Source organism: Bradyrhizobium sp. CCGUVB23 (assembly GCF_024199885.1).
GTDB lineage: Bacteria > Pseudomonadota > Alphaproteobacteria > Rhizobiales > Xanthobacteraceae > Bradyrhizobium.
In genome coordinates, this window is the sequence record NZ_JANADQ010000001.1 from 10,189,817 (window position 1) to 10,206,451 (window position 16,635).

General features: G+C 60.7%; 15 protein-coding genes. 6 read left to right on the top strand and 9 right to left on the bottom strand.

Translation table 11 applies throughout. The features are described from left to right. Window positions 1-103: 103 nt before the first annotated feature. Window positions 104-1,660, top strand: coding sequence for a winged helix-turn-helix domain-containing tetratricopeptide repeat protein (locus NLN62_RS47940; RefSeq protein WP_254113290.1), 1,557 nt, complete (start codon window positions 104-106; stop codon window positions 1,658-1,660). A 40-nt stretch (window positions 1,661-1,700) separates the two neighbouring features. Here the strand turns inward: NLN62_RS47940 and NLN62_RS47945 are convergent, their stop codons facing one another. The 5 genes from NLN62_RS47945 to NLN62_RS47965 all read right to left on the bottom strand — a co-directional run bounded on the left by NLN62_RS47945 (window position 1,701) and on the right by NLN62_RS47965 (window position 7,776). Then, entirely contained in the window at window positions 1,701-2,465 is a 765-nt protein-coding gene (locus NLN62_RS47945) for a hypothetical protein (RefSeq protein WP_254113291.1), read from the bottom strand. 2 nt (window positions 2,466-2,467) lie between these two features. After that, window positions 2,468-2,665 carry a hypothetical protein gene (locus tag NLN62_RS47950; protein ID WP_254113292.1) on the bottom strand — a complete coding sequence of 66 codons (198 nt, stop codon included), beginning with the start codon at window positions 2,663-2,665 and terminating at the stop codon, window positions 2,468-2,470. Window positions 2,666-2,669: 4 nt separating this feature from the next. Next, window positions 2,670-3,113 carry a hypothetical protein gene (locus tag NLN62_RS47955; RefSeq protein ID WP_245287946.1) on the bottom strand — a complete coding sequence of 148 codons (444 nt, stop codon included), beginning with the start codon at window positions 3,111-3,113 and terminating at the stop codon, window positions 2,670-2,672. A gap of 37 nt (window positions 3,114-3,150) precedes the next feature. After that, window positions 3,151-6,558 carry a CHAT domain-containing tetratricopeptide repeat protein gene (locus tag NLN62_RS47960; protein ID WP_254113293.1) on the bottom strand — a complete coding sequence of 1,136 codons (3,408 nt, stop codon included), beginning with the start codon at window positions 6,556-6,558 and terminating at the stop codon, window positions 3,151-3,153. A gap of 285 nt (window positions 6,559-6,843) precedes the next feature. After that, the gene (locus NLN62_RS47965) at window positions 6,844-7,776 is read right to left on the bottom strand and encodes an ornithine cyclodeaminase family protein (RefSeq protein ID WP_254113294.1); all 933 of its coding nucleotides are present in this window, start codon (window positions 7,774-7,776) and stop codon (window positions 6,844-6,846) included. Window positions 7,777-8,051: 275 nt separating this feature from the next. Between NLN62_RS47965 and NLN62_RS47970 the strand changes: the two genes are divergently transcribed. Both NLN62_RS47970 and NLN62_RS47975 read left to right on the top strand, forming a co-directional pair. Then, a complete protein-coding gene (locus tag NLN62_RS47970; RefSeq protein ID WP_254113295.1) occupies window positions 8,052-9,479 on the top strand; it encodes a DUF1254 domain-containing protein in 1,428 nt (475 codons plus the stop codon). Window positions 9,480-9,813: 334 nt separating this feature from the next. Further along, window positions 9,814-10,644: an LssY C-terminal domain-containing protein gene (locus tag NLN62_RS47975; RefSeq protein WP_254113296.1), complete on the top strand. Its 831-nt coding sequence runs from the start codon at window positions 9,814-9,816 to the stop codon at window positions 10,642-10,644. A 281-nt stretch (window positions 10,645-10,925) separates the two neighbouring features. Here NLN62_RS47975 and NLN62_RS47980 read toward each other — a convergent pair whose 3' ends face one another. Beyond that, a complete protein-coding gene (locus NLN62_RS47980; protein WP_254113297.1) occupies window positions 10,926-11,198 on the bottom strand; it encodes a hypothetical protein in 273 nt (90 codons plus the stop codon). A gap of 333 nt (window positions 11,199-11,531) precedes the next feature. On the opposite strand from NLN62_RS47980, the gene NLN62_RS47985 reads away from it, so the two are divergent. The 3 genes from NLN62_RS47985 (at window position 11,532) to NLN62_RS47995 (ending at window position 13,728) form a co-directional block, all read left to right on the top strand. After that, complete coding sequence (locus NLN62_RS47985) at window positions 11,532-12,113, top strand: VOC family protein (RefSeq protein WP_254113876.1); 582 nt, start codon at window positions 11,532-11,534, stop codon at window positions 12,111-12,113. A 27-nt stretch (window positions 12,114-12,140) separates the two neighbouring features. Then, complete coding sequence (locus NLN62_RS47990) at window positions 12,141-12,836, top strand: glutathione S-transferase family protein (protein WP_254113298.1); 696 nt, start codon at window positions 12,141-12,143, stop codon at window positions 12,834-12,836. Window positions 12,837-13,134: 298 nt separating this feature from the next. After that, complete coding sequence (locus NLN62_RS47995; protein ID WP_027528123.1) at window positions 13,135-13,728, top strand: hypothetical protein; 594 nt, start codon at window positions 13,135-13,137, stop codon at window positions 13,726-13,728. A gap of 387 nt (window positions 13,729-14,115) precedes the next feature. On the opposite strand, the gene NLN62_RS48000 is transcribed toward NLN62_RS47995, so the two are convergent. From NLN62_RS48000 to NLN62_RS48010, 3 genes are all read right to left on the bottom strand, one after another. After that, entirely contained in the window at window positions 14,116-15,060 is a 945-nt protein-coding gene (locus NLN62_RS48000; RefSeq protein ID WP_254113877.1) for an AraC family transcriptional regulator, read from the bottom strand. A 358-nt stretch (window positions 15,061-15,418) separates the two neighbouring features. Continuing rightward, window positions 15,419-16,180: a hypothetical protein gene (locus tag NLN62_RS48005; RefSeq protein WP_027528125.1), complete on the bottom strand. Its 762-nt coding sequence runs from the start codon at window positions 16,178-16,180 to the stop codon at window positions 15,419-15,421. 18 nt (window positions 16,181-16,198) lie between these two features. Beyond that, window positions 16,199-16,387: a hypothetical protein gene (locus tag NLN62_RS48010; protein ID WP_027528126.1), complete on the bottom strand. Its 189-nt coding sequence runs from the start codon at window positions 16,385-16,387 to the stop codon at window positions 16,199-16,201. Window positions 16,388-16,635 lie beyond the last annotated feature (248 nt).

Genomic DNA, 16,635 nt, shown 5'->3' on the forward strand with positions numbered 1-16,635 from the left:
GATGCCAGCATGTCCTCCGGAACACTTTACAAGCGGCTTTCTTTTTTCTTACCGTTACCTTCTAACCCGATCCATGGTGCCATCTTACCTGGAGGGGCAGCATTTGTTTTATTCATTCGCGGACTGCACTCTCAACACGGATCAGCGTGAGCTCCGCCGTAACGGCGACCTCGTTGTCGTCGCGCCGCAAGTCTTCGATCTTCTCGCGTACCTGATCTACAATCGCGAACATGTGGTCAGCAAGGACGACCTCATCGCTGCGATCTGGAAGGGGCGGGTCGTTTCGGACTCGGCGCTGACGACCCGCATCAATGGGGTCCGATGCGCGATCGGCGACAGCGGCGAGGAGCAGCGGCTCATCAGGACGCTACCGCGCAAGGGCGTCCGCTTCGTCGGGGTCGTGCACGAAGAGCGAGAGCCTGCGCATGTGATTGCCGGGTCTTGGGATCGGCCGGAACAGACGCTACCTTATCCGGAGCGGATCTCGATTGCCGTACTGCCGTTCAACAACATGAGCGGCGATCCCGAGCAGGAATACTTCGCCGACGGCATGGTCGAGGAAATCACGACAGCGCTTTCGCGGTTCCATTGGCTGTTCGTGATCGCTCGCAATTCGAGCTTCGCCTTCAAAGGCAAGGCGATCGACATCAAGGAAGTCGGACGCAGGCTCGGCGTGCGCTATGTCCTCGAGGGCTCCGTGCGCAAGGCGTCCGGAAAAGTTCGCATAGCAGGACAATTGATCGACGCGGCAACGGGCGCGCATGTCTGGGCGGATAGCTTCGAGCGAGACCTGAGCGATATTTTCGTACTTCAGGATGAGATAACGACCGCGGTCGTCTGCGCGATCCTGCCAACATTGCTTCGAACGGAAATTGCAGCGGCAACTCGGCGGCGGCCGGAAAACCTCACCGCCTATGATCTTCAACTCCGAGCCATGGCTCAGTATTCCCTGGCGACCCGCAAGGGTGTGGCCGAGGCGATCAGGCTGGCCAATCGCGCCCTCGAGCTCGATCCCGGGTTCGGTTTTGTCGCGGCGCTGGCGGGTCTCTGTCACATGGTCAAGGTACTATGGGGCTTCTCGACTGCCCCTCAATCCGACAGGAATGAAGCAGTGCGGTTTGTGCACCTCGCGTCAAGGATCGATGATGGTGATCCGCAGACGTTGGCAACGTCCGCGTTGGTCTTGGCGTTCATGGTCGGCGATTTCGAACGAAGTATCGAGATGGTCGACCGGGCGGTCGCGCTCAACCCCAATTCATACTGGCTATGGCTCGACAGAGGCTGGGTCTATCACACTGCGGGGGCTCCGGAGGAAGCGATCCGCAGCTTCGAACATGCAACGCGCCTGAGCCCGATCGACGCGATGCTGGACCGGTTATCGGTTGGCATGGGGATGGCCTTTATCGAGCTTCGTCGCTTTGACGAGGCCATCGCCGCGGGCAAGAAGGCTTTCCGGTTCAACCCCTCTCTTTCGGCGACTTACTGGTGTCTGGCGTCTGCTTTTGCCCATCTCGGACGTGACGCAGAAGCGCATGAAGCTGCGGGCCGTCTGCTCCAGCTTGATCCCGCCTTCACGATATCCACGTGGATGGCTCGAGGTGGACAGACCAACGCAAGGCTGGCGCTCGAAGGTCTCCGCAAGGCGGGGCTACCCGAGTGAACTGCGCTCGTTTGCTCTTGCGGATTGACGCAGCCGGCCCCTACCCGAGGATCCCCTTCAATCCCGCATAGATCGAGCCGACCGCCGTGGCGGCGACGCCCACGAGCGGGCCGACCGTCTGCATGAGGTCCTGGATCAGGCGCGCCCTGCGGCGCAGTTGCTCCTCGCCGACATGCTGGCCGAGAAGGCGCGCCATCCTGAAGGCGAAGGCGTTGGGCTTGCCGCCTTGCGTCAGCACCCGCGGCAGCACCTGGAAGATCACGACACCGAGGATGTTCCCGGACAGGAAGGCGAGCAGGATGCTCGCGCCATATTCGAAGACCTCGCGCCACTCGACCCAGACTTCGGGAAGGATCGGGACGCGGTCGTGGATGCCGGTCACCGTCAGCATCAGCTGGATGCTGAGGGCCGCACACAGCACGCCCAGCACCAGCGCACCGATCAGGGAGATCCGGTGCAGCGGATAAGCGATGAGGCCGAACAGCAGGGGTATGAGGATCGACGCCAGCCGCAGCGGCAGCGGCGAGATGTTGAAGGTGATGGTAACGAGGACGTGCGCGGCCACCAGCAGCAGCGCGGGAATTACGACATAGAGAACCGCGTGGGTCGCAAAATACCGCAGCGGATTGTTGTAACGCTCGAGCCGGGCGCCGACCCGATCAAGATCGCGCCTGAGCCGGTCGAGGTCAGCGACGATCTCGTCGATCTCGGCGAGCATGGGACGCACGACACGAAGATCGCGCGAGCAGTGCTTGCACGCGATGGCCTCATCCTTGATGGTCTCGGCGCAGAACGGGCACTCCATCGTCAGCGCGACTTCCTGCGGGTCATGATCGCCTCGATCTCGGCTCGGGCGCGCCGCAACTCCTCACGTAGCAGGTCCCGCTTGCGCAGAAGATCGTCGCGCTCGGCGATCAGCGTGGCGGGAATGGCGATGTCGCGCGCGCAGGACGCGCAGACCAGCGCGCTCTCGGCATTGTCCGACTGGCAATAGGGACACTTCATCGCTTCATTTCGGCGCGACTTTCAGGATGAAACTGGCAGTGCCGGGGCGGCCGTCGCTGTCCTTGATGTCGACCCGCACCATATATTCGCCCGGCGGCAATTCGGCATCCTGCATGTTGATGCCGTCGGCCTGGATGAACGGCTTGACCCGCGCGGTCAGGTCCACGTTGGGCGAGCGCAGGAAGATCACCTTGACCGAGTCCGGATCGATCTTCGCCCCGCCGAAGGACTCGAACTTGAGCTGCAATCGCAGCGGCGAGCTGACGGCATCGCTGGGCGAAACCACTTCCACCTTCGGACCGCGCAAAATGCCGCGCCGGTCGGTCGCAATGGCCGCCTTCGGCGGTGGCAGCCTGGCTTCGTCTTCCGTGATCAATTGCGTCGCTCGCGCGGCCCCCGAACTCAAGAGGCCGGCCGCGACGAGCCCGAGCAGCGTCTTCCGCATCATCCTCGCTCAACCCTTCCTTCCCACACACCACGTCCCGCTAGCGTACCCCGCCGTCGCCGATGATCGAGTACGGCGCCCAGAACAGCGGATGCGCGTAGGCGAATTCGGTCTTGCCCTCGCCGTTAAGATAGCCTGGGCCGTCGACGAGAGCCATCATCGCCTGGCGCAGCGCCTCGCTGCGTCCGATCTTCGGATCGTCCGCCTGCCGCTTGAACAGGTCCGTCACCAGCTGCCGCGCCGATTGCGAATGCACCGACCAGTTCGTGACCAGCAGCGCACGCGTACCGGCATAGAAGAAGGCGCGGCCAAGGCCCGAGGCCGCCTCGGCGCCGGCCCCTGCTCCAGCACCGGTGTTGCATGCCGACAGGATGACCCAATCCGCATCGAGCTTGAGGCCTAGGATCTCCTCCATGGTCAGGAGGCCATCCCCCTCCTCTCCCGTCACCGCCGGCGACGACAGTGCGAGCGCGGGCTGGGTCAGGCCGTTGAGCTCGCCCGGCACGAGGCCATGGGTCGCGAAGGCGAGGATCTTGAAGCCGGAGAGGTTCATGGTCTTGACCGCGCTCTCGGTCGCCTTGCTGCCCAGGAACAAGACCTTTGACGGGTCAGCCTGCAAGGCAATCGCGATCGACTTCAACTCGTCCGCGGTGTCGGGCAGCCGGGGCAGCAGCGCGAGCTCGGCGCTGTCGACGCCTTCCAGCTTCGGACTGTTACGCCGCTTCAAGGGCATGCCGCGTGTCACGTTGCCGCCGGCATCCGCAACCTGGACCTTGGCATCGGTGGCTTCCGCCTCGGCCTGCTGATCCCTGTTGAAATAGGGATCGCCGAACGCCACCAGCTCGCTGCGTCCGGGCTTGCCTGGCGGTAATTTCCGCAGCGTCCTCAAAGCGGCCGCCGACGGCACCGTCGTTACCGCATGGGTACGCGCAAGCCATGGCACGTTGCGATAGCTGACGAACAGCGGGTCGTCATCCTGCGACACCTCCGCAGGCGCCGTCGGCAGCAATGAGAGCGGCAGCAGGCCGAGCGCGCCGTTGGTGACGACGATCAGGTTCTTCGCCGGCTTCCAGCCGCCTTCGACCGGCTTCAGCAGGAGCTCGTAGAGCTCGTAGGCGAGCTTGAGGTCGAACGGGGGAATGTCCGAGATCATCGCCGCCTGCGGCTCGAGCGCCTCGCGCAGCTTGCGGATCTTGCTCTCGATGTCGCCGATCCTGGCATTGACTGCGGCGAAGGCTACCGGACCCGACTTGGGGACGGCCCAAACGAAGCTGCCGTTCTGGCCGAAATAGAACGACAGCATCGCCTCGTTGTCGGACAGCGTCGCGCGGATTTCAGCTACGCTCGGCGGCTTGGGCGAAACCAGATCGGCGTAAGACGGAAACTTCTGCTTGATCTCCTGCCGCGCCTTGTCGCGCTCGCCGCGCAACGCCGCGATCGAGGCCTGGATCTGCTGAACGCCCTTCTCGTCGCGATCGGCCGAGGGAATGGCGAGCACGTTGTTGAGCGTGCCGAGCTGGGCATTGACCTGCTTGGTCAGGTCCTGCTCCTTGCGCACGAGATCGGCCAGCGCCGGGTCCTTCGCCGCCGCGCGCGCACTGGAAGCTGCCAGCGCCTGCTGGACAGACCGGCCGCGGATGGCGTCGGCAAGGCTGAAGGTCTCCTCGCCGACCTCGTTGCTGGTTCCCTCGGCGCGTGCGAGCAGGAGGAAATAATTTTCGACGGTCCCTTGCAGCCGCTGGGTGCGCGCGGCAACCACCGTCGTGTTCTCGTCGTCGGCGTTCTCCCGCGCATTCGCCATCATGATCGGGATCGCGGCCTTGAACTCGCGGATCGCCTCGGCATCGCGGTGCGCCCTCATCAGCCCGATCGCCAGCGTTCCCCGCGCCGAGGCAGCGTCGAAATGGTTCTCGCCGACCCGGCCGACCTGTTTCTTCACCAACTGCTCGGCCGCGGCGATGCCGGCATCGATCTGGCCGGAGGCATAGAGCGACAGGATCCGCGACGGATTGAGCTCGAACACCTGGCGCCGCTGCGGATCCCAGTTGGCGACCGCCTTGTCGATCCTCGCATACATCTCGTTCGCCTCAGGCGTCTTCCGCCGCAGCGTCAGCATGCCGGCAAGCTGCGAGAGCAACTGCACGGTGGCTTGCGACTCCTCGGGCACGCCGACAGTCTTGTTGATCTCGAGCGCGACGCGGCCGATTTGCTCGGCCTCCTCATAGCGGCCTTCCTCGACCAGAATGCCGGCGAGGCCCATCACGAAGCGCGGCGTGACCGGATTGTATTTGCCGGTGTCCTTCAGCCGTGCCAGAAGGGCCCGGCGCGCGTCGACCTCGGCTTCAGCCAGTCTGCCCTGCCTCGCCTTCATGCGCGCCTGATTGAGTACCATGCTGTCGACAACCTGCAGTAGGAGCGTCTCTGCTGGCGGGTTTTCCGATTCCAACACTGCCTTGTTACCGGCTCTCTTGCGCACCTCCGCCGCGCGATAAGCGGCCTCGGCTTCGGCAAACTGCCCCCGTGCCTCGAATATTATCCCGCGGGTAATCTCGATTTCACCCTCCCAGGTCTGGCCGAACTTTGCATAGGACGCTCGCCAGCCAGGAAGCCCACTGGTACGCGCTTCCTGGATCCCAGTCAGGCTGCGACGCAAATAGGCTTCGGCCTGCGCAACATCACCCATCTGGATGAGAATGGACGCAACCGTGCGGTTTGCGTTGAACTGATATCCTTTCGCGCCCGGCACATTGAGCGTCTCGCGCAAGAGCCTTTGCATGATCTCCAGCGCGCGCTTGGGATCGCCTGCGAGGGCGTATTGCACCGACTGCAACTGCAACAATCGCCCCATCATGTTCGGGCTAACGGCCCCGCGGCCCACTTCCACGGCCTTGTTGGCGTCGGCGGTGGATTCGGCGAGACGCCCGAGCTGGGAGCGGGCATTGGCACGATCGAAATAGAATTGCGCGAGATCCTCGCGCGATTCCTTCCCTGTCGGCGCGGCATCAGCGTCCGCCTTCAACTCGGCGATCAACTTCTCGTCCGGCTTTTCGCTATCGAGGATTGCAGTGATGTCGGCGATCGTCCGAGGCGGCGCCACAAAGCCTTTGGGCAGTGCCGTCCCGGGCGCCAGCTTGGGCGCCTCTTCCTTTGGCGCCGCGACCGCGACATTGGCGCGGCCATTCGCTGCGTTGAGGGCGGCGAGCACGCAAGCATGAACCTGCGGCCTGGCCTTGGCGCGACAGGCTTCAATATCCGCACCGGCCTTGCGACCTCCCTGGGCCTGCATGCAGGCCTGCACGATGGGCTTGCCGACCGTCATCCGGCAGTTCTCGACCGCCGCTTCCTGTGTGAGAGCGAATACCGGGCCGGTCGATGCCAGCAGAGCGCCGATTGCGAGGAGTTTGCGGATGCCTGGCGGCGACAGGTGATTCAAATGACTTTCGAACATGACCGGAGCCCCTGATCACATGCTGAAAGAAATGGTCAAAAATCAACGCGTCTAACACATACAATCTATCGATATCGGCGCTCGCGGGACAAGCACAAATCTATCCGACGAAGGTTCGAGACGAGCCTGTTCGCCGCTGGTGCGCCGCACAGTCATTCGGTCACCGTCGGGATCACTGCCCGGATGGAACCAGGCCGGTTCGCTCTAGCCACGCACGGTCGCCGTCGGGCCGTAAGGCGGCCGGGCGGCAACCGGCGGACTGTTCTCCTGCAAGGGGCCGTGCTTCTACCAGGGGCTCTCAGTCACATCCTCCCGCGCTGAGCTACCCTCAATCGCATCATAGACGAGCCGCGCAGTAGCGATATCCTCGACGGCGAGTCCCACCGACTTGAAGATGGTTGTCTCTGACCGCTGCAATTTCTTCGAACCGGCAAAGAGCTCCCCTGCCTCTGCAGAGATAGCAGCTTTGGACAAAATTACGTCGCCGGATTCCTTGAGCACGGCTTCGCGGGAGTCCACAACCAGCGTATTATGCATAGCTGCATCGTCGAGTTCTCGCCAGGTCGGCCTCGGAGAGCCGACCGCGTTCACGTGTGCACCTTGCTTCAGCCACTCGCCCTTCAAGAAGGGTTCTACAGCGTTTGTTGCGGTCACCAGGACATCTGCACCTCGCACAGCCGGTTCGAGGTCCATCGCTGTTGCATCATGCAGTTCGGCAAAGCGCCGCGCATGATCCATCGTCCGGCTCCACACTCTCACTTCTTCAAAATTACCTATGTGCCGTAGAGCCTGCAGATGCGCGTGCGCCTGCACTCCACTTCCGAGCAGCGTTAGAACCTTACTGCCATCGGGAGCGAGATATTTTGTCACCGCTGCCGAGACGGCTGCTGTTCGCATTTCGGTAATGAGCCGCCCATCCAAAAACGCCAGTGGCTTCCCTGTTTCCGGCTCAAACAGCATGATCACGGCTAGATGTGTCGGCACGTTCGTACCAGCGTTCTTCGGAAAGAAGCAGACTAACTTGGCGCCGATCCCATGCTCCGCCGCAGCGGGCATGATGCCCAGGAAGCGCTTCCCTTCCTCGATTGTGAGCATGTTGCGCACTGGCTGAATGACGCGCCCGCCTGAAAAGGCCGACAGCGCCTCTTCCATTGCGGGTATGAGTTGTTCGTATTTCAGAACCCTGGCGATTGCTGCTTCGGTCAGGGTAAGCACCATCGGAACCTCCCCTCGCTGATGCACTCAAGGCAAAAAGGTATTTTCCGGATTCTACGGTTGATCCTAGCACCAAGCGAGCTAGGACAATGTCCGAATCCGCAGATGAGCGAAGTGGCATATGCCTCGTCGAGGTCCGCTTAGCGAGGCACAGCGGACGAGATTTGCTCTCGTTCAGTTCTTCGCATTTTGACCCCGAGCGGACATAGGTTGATCTAGATCAATCTGCCGTCGCGACGACCTGTCTCTCCCTGTGACACGTGGAAAGGGAGAAGAAGATGATCAGAAATAGATTGCCCGTTGTGGCACTAGCTACCGTTCTCTCGTTGCTGACAGTTTCGGCGCTTGCCGAGACACCGCCCATAACGGAAAAAGAAGCGCACGCCATCGGCGTCGATGCTTATCTGTACTTCTATCCACTGATCACGATGGATTTGACGCGAAGGCAATCCACCAACATTGAGCCGGGCAAAGAAGTAGGCAAAGGCCCGATGAATGCCTTCACGAATGTGAGCGAATATCCACCCGCAGATTACAGAACAGTAGTGCGAGTGAATTTTGACACTCTCTACTCCATTGCGTGGCTTGACATGACCAAGGAGCCGATGATCGTTTCCGCGCCGAATACTGATGGCCGATATTACTTGTTGCCAATGCTCGATATGTGGACCGATGTATTTGCCTCGCCTGGCTGGCGCACGACCGGCACACAGGCAGGCAACTTCCTCATCACACCCCCCGGCTGGAGCGGGACGGTCCCAGCGGACATGACGCGGATTAGCGCGCCGACGCCCTTTGTTTGGATCATTGGGCGAACTAGGACAGACGGCCCAGCGGATTATGATGCAGTTCACAAGATACAAGCCGGATACAAGGTCACGCCGCTGGCTGAATGGGGAAAAACGGCAAAGCCGGTGGAAGTAAAGATTGATCCAAGCGTCGATATGAAAACGCCGCCAAAGGTTCAGATCGACACGATGCCCGCCGCGAAGTTCTTTGCCTATGCGGCGGAGCTTCTCAAGGTCAATCCACCGCATATCACCGACCAGCCGGTCATTGCGCAATTGCAGCGGATCGGTTTCGAGGTAGGAAAGAGCTTTGATCTGGACAAGACGGCACCCGCCGTTCGCAAAGCGTTGGAGGGCGCTCCCGGTGAAGCGCAGCAATTAATGAGGTGGAAGATACCGACGCTGGCGCGCGTGGCGAACGGTTGGTCGTTGAACACCGACACGATGGGTGTATATGGCAACTACTACTTGAAGCGCGCCATTGTTGCTCAACTTGGCTTAGGCGCTAACCTTCCAGAGGATGCCATCTACCCTATCAATCTAGCGGACGAAACCGGAAAGCCTCTCGACGGAGCGAACAATTACACGCTGCACTTCGACAAAGGTGAGACGCCGCCAGCGGACGCCTTCTGGTCCGTCACGCTCTATGACGCCCAAGGCTTCCAGGTTGCGAACCCAATCAATCGGTTTGCGGTCAGCAGTTGGATGCCCTTCAAGTATAACGCGGATGGATCACTGGACCTTTACTTCCAGAATGAAGGTCCCGGTGCAGGCAACGAGGCCAACTGGCTTCCCGCCCCAAAGGGCGCATTCAATTTGCTGATGCGTCTCTACGCTCCAAGATCAGAGGCCCTCACAGGCAAGTGGAGCCCGCCGCCGGTTTCGCGACTGTCGCTCCCGACTTTGGGTGCCCATTAGGACGCTTACCCGAAGTGGATGTCGCCTAATGGCCCCTCGCGTCATTTGCTGCGTCTGCACAAATGCGCGCGCTATGGGACCGAAGCGGAGATCGATTGGTAGCGAGCACTGCCCGGCTCAGTCGCGAACGACCCGAACGAGACATTGTCCGTGGCCCTGATATCGTCCTTCGCTGATGCACCTGCATGCCGCCTGTAGGGCGGCTCTGACCAACGAGGTAGAACGGAGCGAATAATTTGCTCAAACGACAATACGGATTTAATCTTCTACCTAATCAAGCCGACGTCGAGAAGTTGCTGATCCGATCGGAATTCGAACCAAGCCGTGCAAGATCATGAGATTACTCAAACGTTTTGTGCAACGTTTGCTGATCTTCGGATTGGGAATCTTCTGCATTTGGTTGATTGTCTTTGTTGTCTTTGAAACCGTGGACCGCAGACTACCCTGGATTCTGGCCGTCGGTGCCACCTACGGCATTGCCGCGTACATTGTTCTGCCGAGGGCCATTCGGATAGGGCTGAAGATTCTCCAAAGCAAGCGTGTACCGAGTTACACGATCACGGGTGACGGATTGCCTGGAGACCCCGTGAATGTCGTGCTCGTCGGCACCCTCCAGCAGCTTCGCGAGGCCTTTGCGGCGCTCGGCTGGTCGGAGGCAGATCGGCTCAGTCTGGCCAGCTCATGGGGAATGGTCCGAGCCTTCGCGCTGAACGCTCCATATGCCACCGCCCCATTCAGCACACTCTATCTTTTCGGGCGTGGCCAGGACATCGGCCTTCAGAAGGCAATCGACAACAGCCCCCGGAAGCGCCATCACATACGGTTCTGGGCTTTGAGCCAGAAGCGCGCCCGGGCTACCTGGGGAACCGCAGATTTCTGGCTAAACACCGAACGCCCGCCCGACAATGAAAGCGTTCTCTGGATAGGAGCCGGCACCAAGGACACGGGCCTTTCCCTCACTCGCCTTTCGTATCAGATCACCCACGCCACGGATTCTGACACAAATGCGGAGCGCGACTATATTATCGGCGAGTTGAGGAAAAATCGATCTATCGAGACGGTGAAAGTGTACAAAGCCGGCGAAAATCTCCTCTCCGAGCGGGTCAACCACTACATTACTGATGGCGAAATCGCGTTGGCGGTCCTCGCAGCAAATTGCGATTGATACGCACCCGGAGAGTGGCTTCCGCCGTCAATATCGGAGACCTGTGGGCGTCTGACCGGTATCCAGATTTAGCCATTTCCTCATCGTGGGCGCTGCGCGCCGACGAGGCTGATCGAATAGCACGCATTTGCTGCGATGCATGAGTCCGGAAGTGGACCTTCGCGACGGTTTGAGCAGCGCCGAAATCTTTCCGAACTTGAGGGTAGACCGGACCTCACTCCGATGGCTCAAAACGGCGCTCGTGACCCAACGCGGACCTTGGGGCCATGCCTGCATCCGCGCTACCGTGGCGCGCGGAGGCCGCCGTCGTCCGGCTGTCTGGTCAGCTCGATGGCCTTCTGCTGATCGGCGAGCGTCGCGACCTCATCCTGCTTGTCCGCGTGGGCCTTACTACGGGCGCCATGGGCCTTCGGATCATTCGGTGTGAGTTCGATCTGTGCGCTGTAGTCGTCGATGGCGGGTTCAAACTCCCCGCGTGATTGATGCGCCCCGCCTCGAAAGCCGTAGGCAGCGCGTAGGATGGGTAGAGCGAAGCGAAACCCATCTTCAAACACCCGCCGCGCCGACACGGGGCGGAGAACTCAAAGCGAGTTGGGGCAGTGTGGCGCGAAGGGGGTGATGGGTTTCGCAAGAGCTCTACCCATCCTACGAGGCTGTGACTCTTTTCGTATCGAGCGTCAGGTGGATATGATTCTCTAAGCAGCGGACTCTTTCACCGGGAGCGGCGACGCAGCGCCACCTCCCGCAAGATCCGGTTGCCGCGCAAGCCCCGTTTGAGGAGTTCCGGCCCTGGAGATCGCCTGCTCTTTGGAATCAATTGGCTGCAGAGCTTGGTGTGCAGGTGGCGCCCCGGTATGGTAGAGTCCAAGCTTGTGGAGCATTCCACCATGCAAAAGCTTCAGAGCCAGGGTGTTCACCACATCACGCTGACGGGCGCCGACCGCCAAACGTCGATCGATTTCTGGGAGGGCGTGCTCGGTATGCCCTTCGTGTTTGAGCAACCCAATCTCGACAAAGCGTCCGAGAGCCATCTTTATTTTGATCCGGGCGATGGAAGGCTCATTACGGTCTTCACCGACGAGCATCGTAAGCCCGATCCCCGCCGGACGCCGACGGAGCCCGGCTGCGTGCATCACATCGCCTTTGCCGTCTCACGCGCCACCTTCTCGCAGGCGATCAAGCGCCTGGACGAACGCAAGATCAAACATACTGGCGCCAAGGACAGGGGCTTCATGGATTCCATCTATTTCACCGACCCGATGGGCCTTCTGATCGAGCTTGCGTGTTACCGATTTGAACCGCCGAACGGCTATACGCATGTGGATGTGCTTATGGAGGCCCATAAGATCCGCGTCTCCCGCGGAGATCGCAACATTGTCGAGGTTCATCTCGCCGATGCCATCGAGGCGCTGGTTGCGCGACGTAACGCGTCGCTCTCCACCGACAGGGCACCAAAGAACCCATATTGAGCGTCTTAGGCAGGGCCGAGATTGCAAATGGAGGAGGCCATGAACCTGAACGTGCTGAAGCCGAGTGTAAACAACATGGCAGTGCGCGTCTTTGTCCGTGCAGCCGATCTGGAGTTCACGGAAGAGGATGTTTACGGCAAGACACGTACGCCGGAATTCCTGCAGAAAAACCCCGCACACATGACGCCGATGCTGGAGACGAAGGAATTGCCGAAGGGCGGAATGTGGGAGAGCTGCGCCATCATGCAGTATCTCTGCAACAAGCATGAGATCACCACATTGTATTCGAAGACCGCCGAGCAGCGCGCCATGGTCGACAGCGCCATGTTTTATCTCATCGGCACGCTCTATCCCCTGGTCGCGCGAGCTACCTATCCGGCACTCGGCTTCCCGCAGTATCCGGGTGAAGTGGGCGCAAGCGACGCCGATGCGTCCGCGAAGGAGGCGGCACAGAAGGCCGCGATTGCCGCGGTTGCCGAGCCGCTCGAGGTGTTTCACAAGTTCTTTATGGATGGAAAGCCGTTCATCGGCGGCGCCGCGCCCTCGATCGCCGATATCCGACTCGCAGCGACCCTCGAGTTTCTTGCAGTGGTCGATTATCCGCTGCCTTCTTGGGCCACAACCTACATGGCAGCGATGGAGAAATCTCTGGGCAAGGCCTATTCGGAACCTGCGGCCGACGTACGCGGCTATATCGCCTATGTGAAATCGCAGAAGAAATAACAAAGCTGTTAATCGGCGTGGGGTTCTCGATGCCGATCGGTACGATAAGTCGATGATCCACTTGACGTTGGAGGGGTCATGCTTCGGCGCCGATTTACAAGCATTTCTCGTGTCGCGCGGCCAATTCTTCCGGATTGTAGTAGCCCCACAGGTCGGCGACCTCAATCTTTGGAACGTGGACGAACCAGAAAAGACAATGTATCGGCGGCGATCGGTTTCAGTCTTGGCTGAGACGAAAGAGGAATTGTTTCTGTTCTGCCGACAGCACGCCGCTTTGATGAGACGCTGGGAGGAAAACATGAGCAAACTTGCGCGTTCTATTTTCGTCGCCGCGCTAAGCTTTATCTTTATCGGTGCAGCACTCAGGCCCGTCGCAGCGGAGGAGCCCTACAAAGCTCAGCTCGATGCGTTGCGCAAGTCGCTGGAAAAATACCAGGATTATAGAGTAGCCGTGCGTGACCTCTACCTGTCGACTGTGGGCTGTGTACACTATTCTGGCGAGAAAATACCTCATCACATGGAATATCCCAAAGGCGCCATGGGCGTACACTTTGTCAATCTCACGGTACAAGGCGCTCCTGATCCGATGAAGCCCAATGTTCTGATCTACGAGCCCGTAGGCAAGGAACTGAAGCTGGTGGCTGTTGAGTGGCTTGTGCCTTTAACGGCAGACGCCAAGCAGCGGCCCTCTCTCTTCGGCCAACCCTTCATGGGCCCAATGGAGGGACACGAACCGCTCATTCCGAAGGAGTTTGTGCATTATGATCTGCATGCCTGGTTGTTCAAGGACAATCCGCTCGGCATGTTTGCCCCTACCAACCCATATGTTAGCTGCGAGGGCTCGGACTTTTCCCTGCTGGAGAAGCCGACCATGATGGTACAGGGCCCATAAGCACGTGTCCGGATCTGGCCCTTCGCGTCATTTCGCGTGCGTGCAATAATCAGCTCGCTTCAAGGTAAAAGCGGACATCAATTGGCAGGCAGGACCGACTGGCTCGGTCAAGAATGCCCCAACCCCGATTGCATTGCACACACCGGCGGGCAATCAAAGGCGAAGCTGTTGATTGAGGGCCTGAGTAAAGCGGGGTTGCCCGAATGAGCCCCCGCGCGGCGGCTAGCGCATGACCGCCTCTGGCCCCTCGCGTCATTTGCTGCTTCTGCACAAATGCGGGCGTTATCGGGACCGAAGCGGACATTGATTGATAGCGAGCACTGCCCGGCTCAGTCGCGGATGACCCTGAGCTGACTCGGCCGCCGCGTCGCTGCCACCTCCCTGCCACTAGCCGGACGGTCGTGCCACGCTGTCCCTGACACCGAGCACCTCGCGACGCCATGTCGCCGGGCCCACGCCGACCAAGGCCGAAAAGACCTTTGTCATGTGGCTCTGATTGGCGAATCCGGCTGATATCGCAATCTCGGCCAGCGGCAAGTCAGGCACGGTCATCAGCTTCTGGGCCGCTTTCACGCGCTGGCGAAGCAGCCATTGGTGCGGCGGCAGGCCGGTTGAGGCGCGAAACGCGCGCGAAAAATGGCTGACCGACAGGCCAAACTTGGCTGCGATCTGTTGTAATGAAAGAGTACCTCCGAGATCGGCGTCAAGCTTTTCACAGGCTTGTTTGGCCTGCCATGGGGCGAGACCGCCGCGGGCCAGCGTGCGGATGGTTCGCAGCCCCCCATAGGTTTGCGCGACGTGCGCGGTAAATGCGAGCATCGTGTAATCGATGAAGAGCCGGTTGATCTCAGCCGGCTGACGCAGCGCTTGCAGGAGCGCTCCACCGATATGACGGATGACCGGGTCGTCATGGCCGGCGCCAAGTTGAGAGGGGAGTTCACCAACACGCGGTGCGCCGGACTGCTCAGCGATGCCGTCGAGCGCCGAGCGCGGAAGATAGAAATGGAGGGAGTGGCATGGCTTGTCGATCACGAATCTCGGATTCTTCTTCATGTCGTACAGGTAGGTTGCGCCCGCATGGATGTTGTTCTTGACGGCAGGCGTGCCGAGTTCCCGCTGCTCGCAATCCGGATAATCGCTAAGTATCAGGCTGACAACATAGGAATCCTCAAGGACCATCCCGCCGGAAAGACTCCGCGTCGGGGCATCATCCCGGACTTCAGTGACGGCGATATCGGCGTTGCGCAGCGAACGCGTAATCAACGACAGCGGTTCATGCTCGAGGTCGAAGTACTGCCTGGCATTCTGACCGTAGAAACCCGTCGGCTTCATATGGAGGGGCCTTGTCTGCAAGATTTGGCCTGGCAGCGCATTCCCACGGCAGCCCGTGAGGTCCGCGGTCATTATCCGGTATCCCAGTGCGGAGGTCTAGAATTAGGGAGACGTAAACCGCACTTTATTGTGAGGCGAAGCGGTAGCTCTAAGGTGGCCCACAAATCTCAGATTGCGCCTCTTAGGCGTTTTCAGAATGAGCCGGTTTGCGTCGACAGCCGGGCCTTCTGCGACACCAATGCCGACTTCTGCCGATGGCCTTTCTGTGACCTCCGGCGATGTCCGCTATCGTACCGCTATTGGCGGATAAGCAGACATCAGGCTTGACCCAGCACCCCGATCACGGTGCACGACCTGGTCAGCCGCGCACGGCCACTGCGCGGCCGTAGGGCGGCTGGGCGGCGACCGGCGGATTGGCGGTCTGCGCGGCGAGTTCGCCGATCAGGCGGTCGGCATCCGCCGCCATGCCGTCGGGCGCCTGGATCACCAGCCGCTCCAGCGCCCAGCGATAGGACGAGACGCGCTGCTCCAGGCATTGCTGCACCCACTGGACGATCAGCGAGTTCTCCTGCATGCGCGCGACCGCGTCCGCCTTCTCTCTTGGCGACAGTTCGGAGACGCGCGCCATGCTGGCATTGCGCTTCTTGTCGAGATCGATGACGCGGATCGCACTGGCGAAGAACGGCTCGAAACGCGTGATGTCATTGCGCACGTCATCGATGAGCTGCGCATAGCGCGAGGAATGCGAGCGGTGTGGCTCGTCGATCAGGGTGCGGCCGTACATGGTGCGGTCGAACACCACCTTCTGCTGCCAGGGCGAGGGCAGCGCCTTGTAGTCGCCGAACACGCTCTTCCAGGCGGGACGGGACAACGGCGGCTCGATCATGGGATAGGCGAGGTCGCGAAGCTGGCGCTCCTCGTCGGTGAGCTGGAATTGCGAAGCCTTGAGACCAAGGCTGCCCGTCACCTCGGCACCCAGCCAACGGTGCATGTCGTCGCTGCGCATGTCTTCGCGGGTGCGGCCGAAATCGCCGCCGCTACAGGCGCCGAGCGTCGCGCCGGTCAGCGCGAGCAGCAGGGCCGACGCGAAACACCGGATCTTGTGGTGTGGGTCCGGCATTGCACGACAGCCGGATGATTAGCGACGCCGGCGGCGGCGCCCCGGCGCAGTGCCCTCTTCCGGCCCACGACCGCCGGTGGTCTCGTCCGATTCACGCTCGATGCGGATCACGGGAAGGATCAACACCGTCCCCATCTCTGCGAGCGGAGCGACATCCCCTGATGAGCCCAGCCGGCGATCGGCCGGAAATTCAATGATGGTCCCCATGTCAGCTCTCTTCTATTGCCGCGCGACCGAACGGTCCTCACAACATGGGTGCCATTAAGATCAGCACATGGTTAACGGGGTGTAAACGTGCCGGCCGGACCGTAACCGCACGGGTCAGACGCGCCGTCCCGTTGCGGCACGACAACTGCTGAAACTGCAGCACCGGTTCACACCTCGTTTTCCTTAACGAGCCTTTAAAACAACCCGCGATAGGCTGACGCGGACGATTTTTCTCGAGTTGCGTACGC

What these genes read in the sequence shown, in the direction of transcription:
- NLN62_RS47945 (WP_254113291.1), bottom strand. Translation starts at nt 2,465, where the DNA reads ATGGAGTGCCCGTTCTGCGCCGAGACCATCAAGGATGAGGCCATCGCG.
- NLN62_RS47950 (WP_254113292.1), bottom strand. Translation starts at nt 2,665, where the DNA reads ATGAAGTGTCCCTATTGCCAGTCGGACAATGCCGAGAGCGCGCTGGTC.
- NLN62_RS47955 (WP_245287946.1), bottom strand. Translation starts at nt 3,113, where the DNA reads ATGATGCGGAAGACGCTGCTCGGGCTCGTCGCGGCCGGCCTCTTGAGT.
- NLN62_RS47960 (WP_254113293.1), bottom strand. Translation starts at nt 6,558, where the DNA reads ATGTTCGAAAGTCATTTGAATCACCTGTCGCCGCCAGGCATCCGCAAA.
- NLN62_RS47965 (WP_254113294.1), bottom strand. Translation starts at nt 7,776, where the DNA reads ATGGTGCTTACCCTGACCGAAGCAGCAATCGCCAGGGTTCTGAAATAC.
- NLN62_RS47970 (WP_254113295.1), top strand. Translation starts at nt 8,052, where the DNA reads ATGATCAGAAATAGATTGCCCGTTGTGGCACTAGCTACCGTTCTCTCG.
- NLN62_RS47975 (WP_254113296.1), top strand. Translation starts at nt 9,814, where the DNA reads ATGAGATTACTCAAACGTTTTGTGCAACGTTTGCTGATCTTCGGATTG.
- NLN62_RS47985 (WP_254113876.1), top strand. Translation starts at nt 11,532, where the DNA reads ATGCAAAAGCTTCAGAGCCAGGGTGTTCACCACATCACGCTGACGGGC.
- NLN62_RS47990 (WP_254113298.1), top strand. Translation starts at nt 12,141, where the DNA reads ATGGAGGAGGCCATGAACCTGAACGTGCTGAAGCCGAGTGTAAACAAC.
- NLN62_RS47995 (WP_027528123.1), top strand. Translation starts at nt 13,135, where the DNA reads ATGAGCAAACTTGCGCGTTCTATTTTCGTCGCCGCGCTAAGCTTTATC.
- NLN62_RS48000 (WP_254113877.1), bottom strand. Translation starts at nt 15,060, where the DNA reads ATGAAGCCGACGGGTTTCTACGGTCAGAATGCCAGGCAGTACTTCGAC.
- NLN62_RS48005 (WP_027528125.1), bottom strand. Translation starts at nt 16,180, where the DNA reads ATGCCGGACCCACACCACAAGATCCGGTGTTTCGCGTCGGCCCTGCTG.
- NLN62_RS48010 (WP_027528126.1), bottom strand. Translation starts at nt 16,387, where the DNA reads ATGGGGACCATCATTGAATTTCCGGCCGATCGCCGGCTGGGCTCATCA.